Source organism: Citrobacter sp. CK198 (assembly GCF_030333295.1).
GTDB lineage: Bacteria > Pseudomonadota > Gammaproteobacteria > Enterobacterales > Enterobacteriaceae > Citrobacter_B > Citrobacter_B koseri.
On the sequence record NZ_JAOWGE010000036.1, the window covers coordinates 268690 to 284753 of the forward strand.

17 protein-coding genes are annotated in these 16064 nt (G+C 54.8%); 4 read left to right on the forward strand and 13 right to left on the reverse strand.

What is annotated here, in order from left to right; genetic code table 11:
• Positions 1–269: 269 nt before the first annotated feature.
• The 5 genes from nrdF to OGY62_RS22290 all read right to left on the reverse strand — a co-directional run bounded on the left by nrdF (position 270) and on the right by OGY62_RS22290 (position 4703).
• Entirely contained in the window at positions 270–1229 is a 960-nt protein-coding gene (nrdF, locus tag OGY62_RS22270; protein WP_012134789.1) for a class 1b ribonucleoside-diphosphate reductase subunit beta, read from the reverse strand.
• Positions 1230–1239: 10 nt separating this feature from the next.
• Positions 1240–3384 (reverse strand): class 1b ribonucleoside-diphosphate reductase subunit alpha, encoded by a 2145-nt coding sequence (nrdE, locus tag OGY62_RS22275; protein ID WP_248622639.1) that lies wholly within the window; start codon positions 3382–3384, stop codon positions 1240–1242.
• On the reverse strand, positions 3357–3767 hold the full coding sequence (nrdI, locus tag OGY62_RS22280; RefSeq protein ID WP_012134787.1) for a class Ib ribonucleoside-diphosphate reductase assembly flavoprotein NrdI: 411 nt from the start codon (positions 3765–3767) through the stop codon (positions 3357–3359). The genes nrdE and nrdI overlap by 28 nt, the downstream gene beginning before the upstream one ends.
• Entirely contained in the window at positions 3764–4009 is a 246-nt protein-coding gene (gene nrdH, locus OGY62_RS22285; protein WP_024130882.1) for a glutaredoxin-like protein NrdH, read from the reverse strand. Before nrdH ends, nrdI begins: the two co-directional genes overlap by 4 nt.
• Before the next feature lie 262 nt (positions 4010–4271).
• The gene (locus OGY62_RS22290; RefSeq protein ID WP_024130881.1) at positions 4272–4703 is read right to left on the reverse strand and encodes a carboxymuconolactone decarboxylase family protein; all 432 of its coding nucleotides are present in this window, start codon (positions 4701–4703) and stop codon (positions 4272–4274) included.
• Positions 4704–4806: 103 nt separating this feature from the next.
• Between OGY62_RS22290 and pdxR the strand changes: the two genes are divergently transcribed.
• Positions 4807–6159, forward strand: a complete 1353-nt coding sequence (gene pdxR / locus OGY62_RS22295) for a MocR-like pyridoxine biosynthesis transcription factor PdxR (protein WP_286460554.1) — start codon at positions 4807–4809, stop codon at positions 6157–6159.
• A gap of 33 nt (positions 6160–6192) precedes the next feature.
• Here pdxR and OGY62_RS22300 read toward each other — a convergent pair whose 3' ends face one another.
• Positions 6193–6519 (reverse strand): ElaB/YgaM/YqjD family protein, encoded by a 327-nt coding sequence (locus OGY62_RS22300; protein WP_286460555.1) that lies wholly within the window; start codon positions 6517–6519, stop codon positions 6193–6195.
• Positions 6520–6681: 162 nt separating this feature from the next.
• Here OGY62_RS22300 and OGY62_RS22305 point away from each other — a divergent pair, with 162 nt between their 5' ends.
• Positions 6682–7038 (forward strand): DUF2002 family protein, encoded by a 357-nt coding sequence (locus tag OGY62_RS22305; RefSeq protein ID WP_012134782.1) that lies wholly within the window; start codon positions 6682–6684, stop codon positions 7036–7038.
• 39 nt (positions 7039–7077) lie between these two features.
• Here OGY62_RS22305 and alaE read toward each other — a convergent pair whose 3' ends face one another.
• Positions 7078–7527, reverse strand: coding sequence for an L-alanine exporter AlaE (gene alaE / locus OGY62_RS22310; protein ID WP_024130879.1), 450 nt, complete (start codon positions 7525–7527; stop codon positions 7078–7080).
• A gap of 508 nt (positions 7528–8035) precedes the next feature.
• Here alaE and stpA point away from each other — a divergent pair.
• Positions 8036–8437 (forward strand): DNA-binding protein StpA, encoded by a 402-nt coding sequence (stpA, locus tag OGY62_RS22315; protein ID WP_286460556.1) that lies wholly within the window; start codon positions 8036–8038, stop codon positions 8435–8437.
• A 107-nt stretch (positions 8438–8544) separates the two neighbouring features.
• Here stpA and OGY62_RS22320 read toward each other — a convergent pair whose 3' ends face one another.
• Positions 8545–9072 carry a rhodanese family protein gene (locus tag OGY62_RS22320; RefSeq protein ID WP_200092764.1) on the reverse strand — a complete coding sequence of 176 codons (528 nt, stop codon included), beginning with the start codon at positions 9070–9072 and terminating at the stop codon, positions 8545–8547.
• A 190-nt stretch (positions 9073–9262) separates the two neighbouring features.
• Here OGY62_RS22320 and lysM point away from each other — a divergent pair, with 190 nt between their 5' ends.
• Entirely contained in the window at positions 9263–9712 is a 450-nt protein-coding gene (gene lysM / locus OGY62_RS22325) for a peptidoglycan-binding protein LysM (RefSeq protein WP_286460557.1), read from the forward strand.
• Between the two features lie 6 nt (positions 9713–9718).
• Here the strand turns inward: lysM and csiR are convergent, their stop codons facing one another.
• The 5 genes from csiR to lhgD all read right to left on the reverse strand — a co-directional run bounded on the left by csiR (position 9719) and on the right by lhgD (position 16046).
• Positions 9719–10411: a DNA-binding transcriptional regulator CsiR gene (csiR, locus tag OGY62_RS22330; RefSeq protein ID WP_104868285.1), complete on the reverse strand. Its 693-nt coding sequence runs from the start codon at positions 10409–10411 to the stop codon at positions 9719–9721.
• 56 nt (positions 10412–10467) lie between these two features.
• Positions 10468–11868, reverse strand: coding sequence for a GABA permease (gabP, locus tag OGY62_RS22335; protein ID WP_115608926.1), 1401 nt, complete (start codon positions 11866–11868; stop codon positions 10468–10470).
• A 129-nt stretch (positions 11869–11997) separates the two neighbouring features.
• Positions 11998–13281 carry a 4-aminobutyrate--2-oxoglutarate transaminase gene (gene gabT / locus OGY62_RS22340; RefSeq protein WP_012134773.1) on the reverse strand — a complete coding sequence of 428 codons (1284 nt, stop codon included), beginning with the start codon at positions 13279–13281 and terminating at the stop codon, positions 11998–12000.
• Positions 13282–13305: 24 nt separating this feature from the next.
• A complete protein-coding gene (gene gabD, locus OGY62_RS22345) occupies positions 13306–14754 on the reverse strand; it encodes an NADP-dependent succinate-semialdehyde dehydrogenase (RefSeq protein ID WP_110493914.1) in 1449 nt (482 codons plus the stop codon).
• Positions 14755–14777: 23 nt separating this feature from the next.
• Positions 14778–16046 (reverse strand): L-2-hydroxyglutarate dehydrogenase, encoded by a 1269-nt coding sequence (lhgD, locus tag OGY62_RS22350; RefSeq protein ID WP_047461764.1) that lies wholly within the window; start codon positions 16044–16046, stop codon positions 14778–14780.
• Between the last annotated feature and the right edge of the window lie 18 nt (positions 16047–16064).

Consider the following 16064-nt stretch of genomic DNA (forward strand, 5'->3'; position numbering starts at 1 on the left):
TCTGAGACAACCCTGAATTTTCCTCAGACACAAATATTGCCGGAGGCCATTTGCCGGGATTTCCCATGATATAAGGGCTGAGCGGGAGTGGGGGGAGAGCGATATTTTTTGTAACGACCACCGAAAATGCGCCTGAATTGCTGAAATTCAGGCGAATAATGTGGCAGATATTGAGTGTAGATCACACAGAAATAATTGTGTGATAAAAACGTGATCCCGTTAAAATATTATCGCGGAAGTGTGATCGATATTTACCGCGATAATCGCCGTCAAAAATTCCAGTCTTCGTCTTCGGTTTCGATAGCTTTTCCCATCACATAGGAGGAGCCTGAACCGGAGAAGAAATCATGGTTTTCATCCGCATTCGGTGACAGCGCAGCAAGTATGGCAGGATTGACCTCCGCCATTTCTGCGGGGAATAACGCTTCGTAGCCCAGGTTCATCAACGCTTTATTGGCGTTGTAACAGAGAAAGGCGTTAACGTCTGCCACCCAACCGGTTTCGGCATACAGTTCTTCCGTATAGCGAGACTCGTTGTCATAAAGCTCCATCAGCAAATCAAGGGCGAAATGCTTCAATTCGTCGCGTTCGGATTCTGACAGTTTCTCCAGCCCTTTTTGGTATTTATAGCCGATGTAATACCCATGTACCGCTTCGTCACGAATAATCAGACGAATCAGGTCGGCGGTGTTGGTCAGCTTGCCCCGGCTGGAAAAATACATTGGCAGCCAGAAGCCGGAATAGAACAGGAAAGATTCCAGGAATACGCTGGCGATTTTCTTTTTCAGCGGATTGTCGGCGGTGTAATGTTGCAGGATAATCTGCGCCTTGCGTTGCAGCGGCGCATTTTCCTCACTCCAGGCATAGGCCGCGTCTACGTCTTTCGTCTGGCAAAGCGTAGAGAAAATCGAGCTGTACGAGCGGGCATGTACCGCTTCCATAAAGCTGATGTTTGACAGCACCGCCTCTTCATGCGGCGTCAGCGCGTCCTGCATCAACGCGGGGGCCCCGGCGATATTCTGAATGGTGTCGAGCAGCGTTAATCCGGTAAACACGCGGATGGTAAGCTGCTGCTCGGCGGCGCTCAGCGTCTGCCAGGCGGGGATGTCATTGGAAAGCGGCACCTTTTCCGGCAGCCAGAAGTTGCTGGTCAGGCGGTTCCACACTTCCAGGTCTTTATCATCCTGAATCTTGTTCCAGTTGATGGCGCTCACGCGTGATAGTTTCATCCTGCTCTCCTTATAGCGCGCATGATACGCAGCCTTCTATTTCAGTACCTTCCAGCGCCAGCTGACGCAGACGGATGTAATACAGCGTTTTGATCCCTTTTCGCCACGCGTAAATCTGGGCTTTGTTGATATCGCGGGTTGTCGCGGTATCCGGGAAGAACAGCGTCAGCGACAGTCCCTGATCAACGTGGCGTGTGGCTTCGGCATAGGTATCAATGATTTTTTCCGGGCCGATTTCATAGGCGTCCTGGTACATGTCCAGGTTCTCATTGGTCATAAACGGGGCCGGGTAGTAAACGCGCCCGGTTTTTCCTTCTTTGCGGATCTCTATCTTCGACACGATCGGGTGAATGCTTGACGTCGCGTGGTTGATATAGGAAATGGAACCGGTCGGCGGCACCGCCTGTAAATTCTGGTTATAGATGCCGTAGCGCATCACCTCATCCCGCAGCCGCGCCCACATTTCGCGGCCCGGAAGCGTAATGCCGCTACGGGCAAAGAGCGCACGAACCGTTTCTGTTTTCGGCTGCCAGTCGCCCTGCAAATATTGTTCGAAATACTCGCCGCTGGCATAGCGCGATTGTTTGAATCCGGCGAAGGTTTTACCGCGTTCACGCGCCATCATCATTGAGGTATTCAGCGCGTGCCAGGTCACGGTGTAGAAATAGAGGTTGGTGAAATCCAGCGCCTCCGGGCTGCCGTAGGCAATGCCTTCTCGCGCCAGATAACCGTGCAGGTTCATCTGCCCCAGGCCAATCGCGTGTGATGCGGCGTTTCCGGCTTCAATTGACGGTACGCTGCGGATATGGCTCATATCCGACACCGCCGTCAGGCCGCGAATCGCCGTTTCCACCGTGCGGCCAAAATTCGGGGAGTCCATCGTATGGGCGATGTTCAGCGAACCGAGGTTGCAGGAGATATCATGCCCGGTCTGCGCGTAATCCAGATTTTCATCATAGGTGGAGGCGCTGTTGACCTGCAAAATCTCCGAGCACAGGTTGCTCATGTTGATGCGACCGGCAATCGGATTCGCGCGGTTTACCGTATCCTCGTACATGATGTAGGGATAGCCTGACTCAAACTGGATTTCCGCGAGCCGCTGGAAAAATTCGCGCGCGTTGATGTACTGCTTGCGTACGCGTTCGTCGGCGAGCAGCTCATCGTACCGTTCGCTAATGGCGATATCTCCGAACGGTTTGCCGTAAATGCGTTCGACATCGTAAGGCGAGAACAGCGCCATCTGCGCGTTTTCTTTCGCCAGACGGAACGTTACGTCCGGGATCACCACGCCCAGCGACAGCGTTTTAATGCGGATTTTTTCATCGGCGTTTTCGCGTTTCGTGTCGAGAAAACGCAGGATATCCGGGTGGTGCGCATGCAGATACACGGCGCCCGCCCCCTGACGCGCCCCTAACTGATTAGCGTAAGAAAAGGCGTCTTCCAGCATCTTCATTACCGGGATCACGCCTGAGGACTGGTTCTCAATACGCTTGATCGGCGCGCCCGCTTCACGAAGATTCGAGAGCAAAAATGCCACGCCGCCGCCGCGCTTGGAAAGCTGTAGCGCCGAGTTAACCGCCCGACCAATGGACTCCATATTGTCTTCAATGCGTAACAGGAAGCAGGAGACCAGCTCGCCGCGCTGTTGTTTGCCGCAGTTTAAGAAGGTCGGCGTGGCCGGCTGAAAGCGCCCGGAGAGGATTTCATCGGTAAGCTGCATCGCCAGCGCTTCATTACCCTGCGCCAGCGTCAGCGCCACCATTGTCACCCGGTCTTCAAAGTCTTCAAGGTAGCGTTTGCCGTCGAACGTTTTCAGCGTATAGCTGGTGTAATATTTCCACGCGCCAAGGAACGTCTGGAAGCGAAAACCGCTGGCGTGGGCGTGAGCAAACAGCTTCACCACGAAAGCGCGATCGTAGCGGGTTAAAACGCTTTCGTCGTAATAGCCTTCGCGAAGCAGATACTCCAGGCGCTCGTCCTGGCTGGCAAAGGCGACGGAATTGGGGCGGACATGGGTGGCAAAGAACACCTCCACCGCCTGCCGATCCTTGTCGAACTGAATATGGCCTGCTTTATCGTACAGATTCAGCATGGCATTCAGCGCGTGATAATCCATCGTTTCTTGCTTCACACGTTCTGCGGTTGTCGTTGCCAAAATTCGCTCACTCCTTTTCGGACGTTGTCGATGTCGCTTTGCGTTCCCATCAGTTCAAAGCGGTACAGCCAGGGGACGCCGCATTTTTGTGAAATGACCTCGCCAGCGCGACCGTAAGCCTCGCCAAAGTTACGGTTGCCGGAGGCGATCACGCCGCGAATTAACGCCCGGTTATGTTCATCATTTAAAAAGCGGATCACCTGTCGTGGAACCGCGCCTGCCGTACCGCCGCCGCCGTAAGAGGGGACGACCAGAATGTAAGGTTCGTCTACCCTGATTCGCTCGCGTTCATTAAGCGGAATGCGAATAGCGGGCAGCCCCAGACGCTGCATAAAGCGGTGCGTATTTTCGGAGCTACTGGAAAAGTAGACGAGTTGGCTCATGCGCTGGCCACGCGCGCATCAGGATGCAGACGGTTGATCATATCCGGGCGGAAGCCTGACCAACTGGTATCGCCCGCGATGACCACCGGCAGCTGGCGAAAACCTTTTTCCCGCAGGGTATCTGCCGCGTCGGGAACCAGATCGACGTTCACCATCTCAAAGTCAAATCCACGGCTTTCCATCGCCCGTTTGGTGGCGTGGCACTGAACACAGTCGTTACGAGTGTAAATAGTAATGCGCATGATTCGTATTTCCATTTAAAATGAGAGAACGGCGCGATGATATGCGTCGGGTTGTGTGTGTCTTGATAGAGAGAATACTAGATGTAGATGAATAAAGTTTCAACCACACAAGATATGGGAAATATCGATTAATTTGCTTCTGCTGATTAGCTCAGCGGGAATGGGGGGGTATGGTTAAACGTCGCCCGATGGCGCTTACGCTAACCGGGCCTACGGTGTAGGCCGGATAAGGCGTTTACGCCGCCATCCGGCAATAGCGGGTTTACATCCGCATCCCAACAGCCAGACGGTTGAAGCAGTTCATCAGACTGATAGCAAAAGTCAGATCGCTGATTTCACGGGCGCTGAAACTTTCGAGTAGCGGCAGATACGCGTCATCTTCGGCATGCGTTCTTGCGATATCCGTGACGGATTCCGCCCAGGCCAGCGCCGCACGCTCCTGTTCGCTGAAGTGATGGCTTACCCGCCACCCGGCCAGCGCATCCAGTTTGCTTTGCGCCACGCCGGATTTACGCAGGGCTTTGCTGTGCATCTCCAGACAAAATGCGCAACCGTTGATCTGTGAGATACGCAGATAAATCAGTTCCATCAGCGTGGTGTCCAGCGCGCTGTTTTCCAACGCTTTTTTAGCCTGGCCCAGCGCACTATAGACTTCAGGGCTAAGTTCATAATAGGGCTGACGTAATGTCGTCATCATACTTCTCCTCGTTTAGACGTCAGCAATGTAGCACTATAATGGACTGCTAAAGAGAGCCATATTTTTATGAAAAAAGCAGACCATAAAGGATCGTTCACCTGTGCCACGCTACCAGCAAATCGCCCGTCAGTTAAAAAACGCCATTGAGCATGGCGAACTCAAGGCCGGGGCGCGTTTGCCGTCCAGCCGGACATGGTCGCAAGAGTTAGGCGTTTCACGCTCGACGGTTGAAAACGCGTACGGCGAGCTGGTGGCGCAAGGCTGGCTGGAGCGGCGCGGGCAGGCCGGTACGTTTGTCAGCGGGCATGTACGTCCAGAAAAAACGGTCGCTACGCCTGCCGTTTTCGCCGGAGAAAGCCAGACGCCCGATCCATTTCAAATGGGATTGCCTGCGCTGGATCTTTTCCCGCGTGAGATTTGGGCGCGGGTGATGGGGCGTCGCCTGCGTACGCAGACCCGCTTTGATCTCGCATTAGGCGACGTCTGCGGCGAAGCGATTTTGCGCGAGGCCATTGTCGATTATCTGCGGGTGTCGCGCAGTATTGAATGCCTGCCGGAACAGGTGTTTATCACTTCCGGCTATGCGTCCTCAATGACCCTTATCCTGCGCGCGCTGGCGAAACCTGGAGAAGGCATGTGGGTTGAAGATCCCGGGTTTCCCCTTATTCGCCCGGTGATTGCCCAGGAAAATATCGGGCTAATGCCGGTTCCGGTCGATGATCATGGACTGAATGTGGCGGCAGGTATTCACGATTACCCGCAGGCGCGTTTTGTGTTGTTAACGCCGGCCCACCAAAGCCCGCTCGGCGTGGCGCTCTCTTTAACCCGTCGCCGCCAGCTACTTGAATGGGCGGCGAGCGCGCAGGCATGGATTATCGAAGATGATTATGACAGTGAATTTCGTTACCACGGCAAGCCGCTTCCGCCGCTGAAAAGCCTCGATGCGCCGCAGCGGGTGATCTATGCCGGAACGTTCAGCAAGTCGCTGTTTCCGGCGCTGCGTACCGCATGGCTGGTGGTTCCGCTTAATCAGGTGGCGCGTTTTCGTCAACTGGCGGGGCTGATGGCCTGTAGCGTGCCGGTGCTGTGGCAGCAGACGCTGGCGGATTTTATCCGCGATGGTCATTTCTGGCGGCATTTGAAAAAGATGCGCCAGCATTACGCCAGGCGACGGCTTTGGATGGAAGAGGCGCTGCGTGAGCAGGGATTCGCCGTTGTCCCGCAGGAAGGCGGCATTCAGCTGGTTGTTGCGGTGGATGCTGATGACCGGTTGCTGACGGCGAAAGCCAATCAGGCCGGACTGGCGGTGCAGGCATTGAGCCGCTGGCGGCTTAAGTCAGAAGGAAGGGGAGGACTGCTGTTGTCGTTTACCAACATCACTTCAGCGGAAATGGCAAAACAGGTCGCACGTCAGCTACGGGAAGCCATAACCGACACGCAGTCGGCCGGATAAGACGCTCTGCGTCGCATCCGGCAAGATTCCCCGTTAACGGCGTAAACTTAACAGCGCCCCGACAACGATGCCGACAGCGGCGGCTGTCCCCATGCTGCACCAGGGTTTTTCTCGCACAAAGGTATCCGCGCATCCCACGGCATCACGCGCCGCCCGTTCTACTCGCGTGCGGCCATGCATACGGGCACGGGTTTCTTTCAGCAACGCCTGCGCTTTGCGCCGCGCGGTTTCCGCTTCATCTTTGGCATCACTTCCCCATGATTTCAGCACGTCTTCAAGGGTATCGGCTAATTGACTGACATCGTTCTGAATATCCTGAACATTTTCATCGGCGTCTTTTCGGCTCGGTCGGTTAAACATATGATCCTCCATTGATTTCGATGTGAACTTCAGTGTAGTCCATATTTTTTATCTTCTGAGGCGCGTCACGGTATATTCGCGAGTTTATGGATTTTTCTGAAAGCGTTGCTAATGCTGGATCGGGTAAGGTAAGCCCGCAGTAAAGGATAACGAGGATAAAATATGTATTTACGACCCGATGAGGTGGCGCGCGTACTTGAAAAAGTGGGTTTTACCGTAGATGTGGTAACACAGAAAGCATACGGTTATCGACGTGGCGAAAATTATGTGTACGTTAATCGTGAAGCGCGTATGGGGCGTACCGCATTAGTGATTCATCCGACGCTAAAAGAACGCAGTTCTTCACTGGCTGAACCCGCTTCGGAAATTAAAACCTGCGATCATTATCATCAGTTCCCGCTTTATTTAGGCGGAGAAATTCACGAACATTACGGCATACCGCACGGCTTTAGTTCACGGATTGCGCTTGAGCGCTATTTGCATGGACTGTTTGGCGAAGCAAAACCAAATTCAAACTAATGAAGCGACTGGCCTTGCCAGTCGCGAAGAAAGCGGGTCTCAGGCTTTGGCCTGGTGGTAGCTGCTGACTTTGAACAGGCGGCGGCAATAATCAAGGAAGTAGCCGTAAACCGCGCCCATCAGCATGGATATCACGATATTCGAACTGACTGCTGCTGTAATCTGGTGCCAGTCTGCGCCGACCGTCAACAAAATCGCGACATAAACCGGAGACTGGAAGGTGACGTAAGCCAGTACATCCGCCAGATTCTTCACCCAACTCGCCGGGCTCGCCTTACGCGCGACGCGCATAATCGCATCACGATACATTCCATAGGGCCACGCGATCAGAATATTGACCGGAATGGCGACCAGACGGGAAGACAGCGACTGTTCAAAGGTCATTCCAGAGAGGAATATCTCGATCAACATGTTCACGACAGAACAATAAACAACCATCGCGAACGTGTCTGCGACTGCATGACGCAAGCGTGACTGCGGTGAGAACATGTTAATGCTCCTTGTAAAAGGGTAAAAATCGCCATTGAACGTGTTGTTGTAGTGATTTAGCGTAGTACTTTCGCTAATGCATAGCGTATATCTCTATATAATAACTAGCAACTAGTGTAAAATTTTTATTTATTGCCTTTTTGTCGATAAAATACTCTGCCGGTGTCTGTTTTTTGTTCGTTTCGGGATTTTCGTTGTCCGCCGTGACTAATGTTTTCCAAATCAATGGCTTAACTTTTATTGTTTTTTTCGGCGTTTTGCGCAAGCGAGGCGGGAGCGAAAGGGCATCGACGGCTGCTGTTGTGTACGCCGGGGAGGGGCCGCTTTTTTAATTTTGCAGGCGTGCGTTATTCTGGCTGATATATAACGGCGAGGGCGAATAAATATAAGCGGCGGTGTGCAGGCCGGATATTACTGTATATCCCACTCTCTGGAAATATAATCAATAATCGAATATACTTTCTGGCGTAATACTTGTTTCCCCCTGCGTTAAAAGGTTTTTATTGTTATGGCTTTGATGTTACAGAATTTAAATGATATCCGTACACTGCGCGCAATGGCCCGCGAATTCTCCATTGACGTTCTTGAAGAAATGCTCGAAAAATTCAGGGTTGTCACTAAAGAAAGACGCGAAGAAGAAGAAGAGCAACAGCGTCTGCGCGCTGAACAGCAAGAGAAAATTAATACCTTTCTGGAGATGATGAAAGCCGACGGCATCAATCCAGAAGATTTATTAAATATGGGGGCGGCAACGCCGCGTTCAGGTAAAAAACGTCAGCCGCGCCCGGCGAAATATCGTTTTACCGATTTTGATGGTGAGACGAAAACATGGACTGGTCAGGGGCGTACGCCTAAGCCGATTGCCCAGGCGCTGGCGGCGGGGAAATCTCTGGATGATTTTCTGATCTAATTTCGCGGTATTTTGCCGGATGAGACGGTGCTTATCCGGCTGATATCAACCTGGTCAGTACAAACCACCCGGCCCGCCGGGGACTGCGGCGATTCTGGCGCTACCGCTTAATGCGTTCGCCGGTTCCAGGGCATCTTTTCGAGCAGTCGCGCCATGCCGCAGAAACCCGTGAATCCCGCCAGCATTAACCCGGCGCCAACAAAGCCGCTGATCAGGAAGAAACCGCTACTGACGGTGTAACCCAGCGCAACGCTCAGTAGAACCAGCCCTCCGGCGGCAATTTGCACCTGACGCATCAGCGGCAGCGGCTGAGACTTATCTTCCGCCACGGGCAGGCCCGCAGCTTTCCAGCCTTCGATTCCCCCCTCCAGCAGCCAGACTTCTGCGGGGGCGGCGACCGCCTGGAGCGTTGCGGCATTGCTGCTGGTACGCCTGCCTGACTGACAGTGAAAGATGACGCGTTCAGCCCGTAACGCCGCCGGAAAAGCGCCGTGCTCAAGCGTGGAGAGCGGCGCCAGCTGCGCGTCGGGAATATGTTCGCGCAGGTATTCATCGGCGTCACGGATATCAATCAGCGTTGCCCCTTGTGCTATCAGCGCCTGTGCTTCGCGCGGGGAAATCGTCCCGGTTGTCATGGTTTCTCCTGGTGGACAATACGGTGTATTTAGCAGCGTAAATCAGCTTCCTGGCAGCGTAAAGGGTGTAAATGAGGAATGTCTTGTTCGCCTTACAGTTTGCGCCAGCAATATGTCATGCCGTTTCCCTGTTAAGCCGCTTCCCTCTGCTACACTCTCTAGGTGTCTATTGTGTACAACCGAGGTAAATATGGGTCTCTTCAATTTTGTGAAAGATGCGGGCGAAAAGCTCTGGGATGCCGTAACCGGAAATCATGATAAAGATGATCTGGCGAAAAAGGTGCAGGAACACTTAAACAAAACCGGTATTCCTGATGCCGATAAAGTCAATGTGCAGGTGACGGACGGTAAAGCGACGGTAACGGGCGACGGTTTAAGTCAGGAAGCGAAAGAAAAAATCCTCATTGCGATCGGGAATATTTCCGGGATCGGCAGTGTGGAAGATCAGGTTAAAACGTCAGCGCCTGCGGCGGAGTGTCAATTTTATACGGTGAAATCAGGCGACACGTTGAGCGCTATTTCAAAACAGGTTTACGGTAATGCCAACCTGTACAACAAAATCTTTGAAGCGAATAAGCCGATGCTGAAAAGCCCGGATAAAATATATCCTGGGCAGGTTTTACGTATCCCGGAAGAGTAACCGGACTCAGCTCTGTTCCTGCTGAAGTTTACCGACCATCGCCTGTTGAATAATCGGAATTGGCGTCAGTAAATGCTGGCGCATTAATTCGCTGGCGCGTGCGGCATCGCGCGCCAGAATAGCCTCCATAAGCGCCCGATGCTGAATATGTTTATCTTCGAGCATTTCAACGGACAGAACCGTTTTGCGCAGCCAGATAAAACGGTAGCGTGCCGCCAGATCGAAAAGTCGCTCGCGCATTTGCAGCAGATAATGTGAGCCGCAACCGGCAACAATGGCCGTATGAAATGCCTGATGGCGCTGATCCCACTCATCCAGCATACGTTCGCTGGCATCGCTCGATTCCAGTTTGTTGAGCATATGCGCCCTGGCGAGAATATCGGCTTCCCACTCATCGCCGCCACGCGCAATAGCCAGTTGCACCAGCATGGCTTCCATATTGGCGCGGGCATCGAAAATATCGAGCAGTTCCTGCTCCGACATCGACGCCACGCGATAGCCTTTCTGGTTCACCACCGTGACCAGCCGTTCCGCCACCAGTTGAGAAAGCGCCTCCCGCAACGGCCCCACGCCTAACTCATAGCGTGATGTTAACAGACTCATGCGCAGCTTCTCATCGGGCTGATAAACGCCGCGAATAATATCGTTTTTGAGCCATCGGTATCCATCTATGGCCGTCGGTTGGGCAGAGGCGGTCATGGTACAACTCCTGAATAGCATTGGGCTGATATCCCGGCGCGCGCCGGGACACAGGTCTAACGCGTATTTTGCAACGGCGTTTTTTGCCACAATACCAGTTTTTTCCAGCGGGACATAATCGGCACGGTGCAAATGATCCCCAGTCCTAACAGCCCGGTAGAAATCACCTCCAGCTGTTGCGCCGGTCGGAATAGCATCACCACCAGCACAAAGCAGATAAAAGCGATAACCAGCCAGGTCAGCCACGGATAGAGCCACATTTTCAGCTTAATTTCACTCCCTTCCGCCAGCAGGATTTTCCGCATTCTGAGCTGGGAAACCGCAATCACCAGGTAGACGAGCAGGGCGATCGCGCCGGAGCTGTCGATCAGGAATTTAAACACTTTCGCCGGGGCGTAATAATTTACCACCACCGTGAGGAATGCCGCCCCCGTGGATAACAGCACCGCCACATACGGCGTCCTGCTGCGGTTGAGTTTGCCCATAACGGCGGGCGCATCGCCACGACGGCTGAGGGAGTAGAGCATTCTCGACGCCGTATACAGCGCGGAATTCAGGCAACTGGTGACTGACAATAAAATCACGCAGTCCATGATCGCTTTGGCATAAGGAATATGCAGCAATTCCAGTACCGAACGGTAAGAACCAACGTCTTTGAGTCCCGGCATGTTCCACGGGATGAGCGCGACCACCACGAAAATAGAGCACAGGTAGAAGATTGAAATACGCCAGATCACCGAGTTGGTGGCGCGCACTATATGCTTATCCGGCGTGTCGGACTCGGCGGCGGCAATCGTGACAATCTCTGCGCCCATAAATGAGAACATGGTGATCAGCATCGCGCTCAGTACCGCGCCGAAGCCATTGGGCATAAAGCCGCCGTGATCCCACAGGCGTGAAACGCCGCTCACGTCTGCGTAGGGATAAAAGCCGCTAATTGCCGCCGCGCCCAGCGCGATAAACGCCAGAATGGCAATCACTTTGCACAGCGCCAGCCAGAATTCGAACTCGCCGTAATTTTTGACGCTCAGCAAATTACTGCCGGTTAATGCGATGGTGATCGCCAGAGAGAACAGCCAGATGGGGACGCCCGGTATCCATGAATGCAGGATGATGGCGGCAATATTGGCCTCCAGCGGGATAACCAGCACCCAGAACCACCAGTACAGCCAGCCGATGGTGTAGCCCGCCCAGGGGCCGATGGCTTTATCCGCATAGGTTGAGAAAGAGCCGGTATCCGGCGTGGCGACGGCCATTTCGGCCAGCATTCGCATAATCATAACGACCAGCAACCCGGCAAACAGGTAAGCCAGCAGTACCGCAGGCCCGGCTTGCGCAATCGCGACGCTGGAACCGACAAACAGACTGGCGCCAATGACGCCGGCGATAGACAGCATGGTGACGTGGCGGGATTTCAGTCCGCCACCTAAAGCATGTGATTCTGACAATTGCCCCATCTTCTTACCCCGTTATTGTTATTGAAGCTGTTGGCTGCTCTTGATGCGTAGGCCCGGTAAGCGGAGCGCCACCGGGCATCACAACATTGCCGGATGGCAGCGCAAGCGCCTTATCCGGCCTATAACGACCTAACCTTGCTTCGCCTCATCAAAACACTGAGCGATGATGTCCAGCCCTTGTTGAATTTGCGCTTCTTCGATAGTCAGCGGCACCAGAATGCGCAGCACGTTGTAGTACGGCCCGCAGGAGAGCAGGATCAGCCCTTTATCACGGGCGCGGGCGACGATATCGGCGGTCAGCTTCGCGTCCGGTTTGCTGCGATCGCCATTTTCAAACAGTTCAATGGCGATCATCGCTCCCGGGCCGCGCACGTCGCCAATCTCGCGGTGCGTTTCAGCAATATTCAGCAGCCCTTTACGCAGGGTTTGCCCCAGGTCTTTGGCTTTTTGCAGCAGGTTTTCCTGCTCGAAAATGTTCAGTACCGCCAGCGCGGCGGCGCAGGCGAGAGGATTACCGGCGTAGGTGCCGCCCAGACCGCCCGGCGGGATGGCGTCCATCACATCGGCGCGACCGGTTACTCCCGCCAGCGGAAAGCCGCCGGCAATCGATTTGGCGAAGGTGGTGAGGTCCGGGGCGACGCCCGTCTGTTCCATCGCGAAAAGCGTACCGGTACGCCCCGCGCCGCTTTGCACTTCATCGGCAATGAGCATGATCCCGTGTTCGTCGCAGAGTGCGCGCAGACGCTGCATAAAAGCGGGCGAGGCCGCATAAAAACCGCCTTCTCCCTGTACCGGTTCAATGATGATGGCGGCAATATCTTCCGGCGCGGCATCGTTTTTAAAGATGCGCTGGATGCTGGCAATCGCGTCATCATCACTGATGCCGTGCAGGGCGCAAGGGTAGAGCGCGCGGTAAACGTGGCCTGGCATCAGCCCCATTCCGGCAGAGTAGGGATTGACTTTTCCGGTCAGCGACAGGGTGTAGTGGGTACGGCCATGATAAGCGCCGCTAAAAGCGATGGCGCCGCTACGCTTTGTCGCCGCACGGGCGATTTTCACCGCGTTTTCCACCGCTTCGGAACCGGTAGTCACCAGCAGGGTTTTCTTCGCGAAATCGCCCGGCACCTTCTGGTTCATGAGTTCGCACAGCTCCAGATACGGTTCGTAGGCGAGTACCTGAAAACAGGTATGCGACAGCTTTTTCAGTTGTGCTTCGACCGCCGAGACGATCTCCGGGTGCAGGTGCCCGGTATTCAACACCGCAATACCGCCTGCAAAATCGAGATACTCGCGGCCTTCCACATCCCAGACCCGGCAGTTTTCCGCGCGATCGGCAAAAATAGGGTGGATCTGTCCTACGCCGCGAGGGACGGCGTTACTGCGGCGATGCATTAATTCTTTATTGCTGCTCATCAGGTGTTCTCCAGTATTGTTTTTTTAAAGGCCGATACACATGTATTTGATTTCTAAATAATCTTCGATGCCGTACTTAGAACCTTCGCGGCCAAGACCGGAGGCTTTAATCCCGCCGAATGGCGCGACTTCGTTGGAGATAATGCCGGTGTTGATGCCGACAATGCCGTACTCCAGCGCTTCGCCGACGCGAAACACGCGGCTTAAATCGCGGGCGTAGAAATAGGCCGCCAGACCGAACTCGGTATCGTTCGCCTGCGCGATCGCGTCCGCTTCATCTTTAAAGCGGAATAGCGGGGCGAGGGGGCCGAACGTCTCTTCTTTAGCCACTTTCGCGTTATTGGGGACGTCCACCAGGATGGTGGGTTGGAAGAAGTTGCCGCCGAGCGCATGCGCCTTACCGCCGCAGAGCACTTTTGCGCCTTTCTCCAGCGCGTCGGCGATGTGCTCCTGCACTTTGGCTACCGCTTTTTCGTCAATCAGCGGCCCGGTGGTGACGTCTGCTTGCAGGCCGTCGCCGAGATGCAGCTTGCTCACCGCCTGCTGGAGTTTTTCCGCAAAGCGGTCATACACGCCGTCCTGTACATACAGGCGGTTAGCGCAGACGCAGGTCTGCCCGGCATTGCGAAACTTAGAGGCCAGCGCGCCTTCTACGGCGTTATCCAGATCGGCGTCATCAAAGACGATGAACGGCGCGTTGCCGCCCAGCTCCAGCGACACCTTTTTGATGTCTTTCGCACACTGTTCCATCAGCTGACGGCCAATTTCGGTTGAGCCGGTAAACGACAGTTTGCGCACCAGCGGGTTGCTGGTCAGTTCATTGCCGACCGCTCCCGCAGAACCGGTGACGACGTTAAAGACGCCTGCGGGAACCCCGGCGCGGTTCGCCAGTTCAGCCAGTGCCAGGGCGGAAAACGGCGTCTGGCTGGCGGGTTTCAGAACCATCGTACAACCGGCCGCCAGCGCCGGGCCGGCTTTGCGGGTAATCATCGCCGAGGGGAAATTCCACGGCGTGATGGCGGCGGTGACGCCAATCGGCTGCTTGATAACGATCAGGCGCTTATCGGCCTGGTGGCCTGGAATCGTGTCGCCATAGATACGCTTACCCTCTTCGGCAAACCATTCAATAAAGGAAGCGGCATAGCTGATTTCTCCTTTTGCTTCCGCCAGCGGCTTCCCCTGTTCCAGCGTCATCAGGCGGGCGAGATCGTCCTGGTGCTCCATCATCAAATTGAACCAGCGACGCAGAATATTCGCCCGCGCTTTGGCGGTGAGCGCGCGCCAGGCGGGCAGCGCGCGGTTAGCGGCGTCAATGGCTTCGCGGGTCTCTTCTGCCCCCATTTTCGGTACGCTGCCTAACGGCTGGCCGTTCGCTGGGTTGGTTACGGCGATTGTGTCGCCGCTTCTGGCGTCGCGCCATTGCCCCTCGATAAACGCCTGCTGGCGGAACAAGGTGGGATCGTTAAGTTGCATGATTGCTTCCTGTCTTAAAAGGGTTAACGGGTGAATGCGGCGTTTAATGAGTCCACGCGACGCGCCGCACGTAGCGTGCGTCCGGGATGACTCTGGCTTGCCAGCAGCGTCTGCACTTTGCTGACGATATGCGCCCCGATGGGAATGGCTGATGTGGCCGCCGGAGAGGGCGCATTGCAGGTGTGAATGGATCGTGGCGTGGTAACAAACAGGAAATCGTCGATCAGCTTGCCATCCGGCGACACCGCCTGCGCCCGCACGCCAGCAGGCCACGGCTGCAAATCTTTTAAGGTCAGGCTGGGGCAATATTTTTGCACCAGCCGCAGATAGCCGCTTTTGCACAGTGAGTTCTTCATTTCGCCAAGCCCTGAGCGCAGATTGTTTTGCAACACGCGGCGGATGCCGGATGAACCGAAAATTTCCAGCGTATCGGATAATGAAAAATCGCCTTTCCGGTAGCCTTCTCGTTTAAAAGCCAGCACGGCGTTAGGCCCGACGGTAACGCTGCCGTCGATCATCCGGGTGAGGTGGACGCCCAAAAACGGCATCGCCGGATCGGGAATGGGATAGATCAAATGGTTAACGATTTGATTATGCTGAGACGCCAGGCGGAAATATTCGCCACGGAACGGGCAGATGATAAAACCGGGATCGACCCCCAGCATTTTAACCAGCCGGTCGGCCATCAGCCCGGAACAGCTAATCAGGGTTGAGGCTTCGTATATCTGCCCGCCCCGGGTTGTGATCACCACGCCCGCCGCATGTTCCTTCAGCGCGCTGACCTCCGCGTTGTAGACAATCTCACCGCCTTTGGCCTGGAAGATTTTCGCCATCGCCGCCGTCACGTCCCGGTAGCTGACAATCCCGCTGGAGGGGACAAAAATCCCGCCCAGACCGGTGATGTTCGGCTCCCGCTCCCGCAGTTCCGCCGCGCTTAACCACTCGCGTTCCAGGCCGTTTGCCGCCGTGCGATCCCACAGCGCCCGCATCCGCGTCATTTCCAGTTCGGATGTCGCCACCAGCATTTTTCCGCAGGTGTCGTAGCGAATGCCGTTTTGATCGCAAAAGGCTTTGGTGGCGCGATTTCCGGCGAGGCAAAACTGCGCTTTGAGGCTACCGGGAGTGTAGTAGACCCCGGCATGGATCACGCCGCTGTTGTGACCCGTCTGATGACAGGCCGGTTCGGACTCTTTTTCCAGCAGGGCGATGCTGGCGTCTGGATACACATCAATAAGCTGCATGGCGGTCGACATGCCGATAATGCCGCCGCCAATAATTACAAAATCATACATCCGCTCAATTCCTTCGTC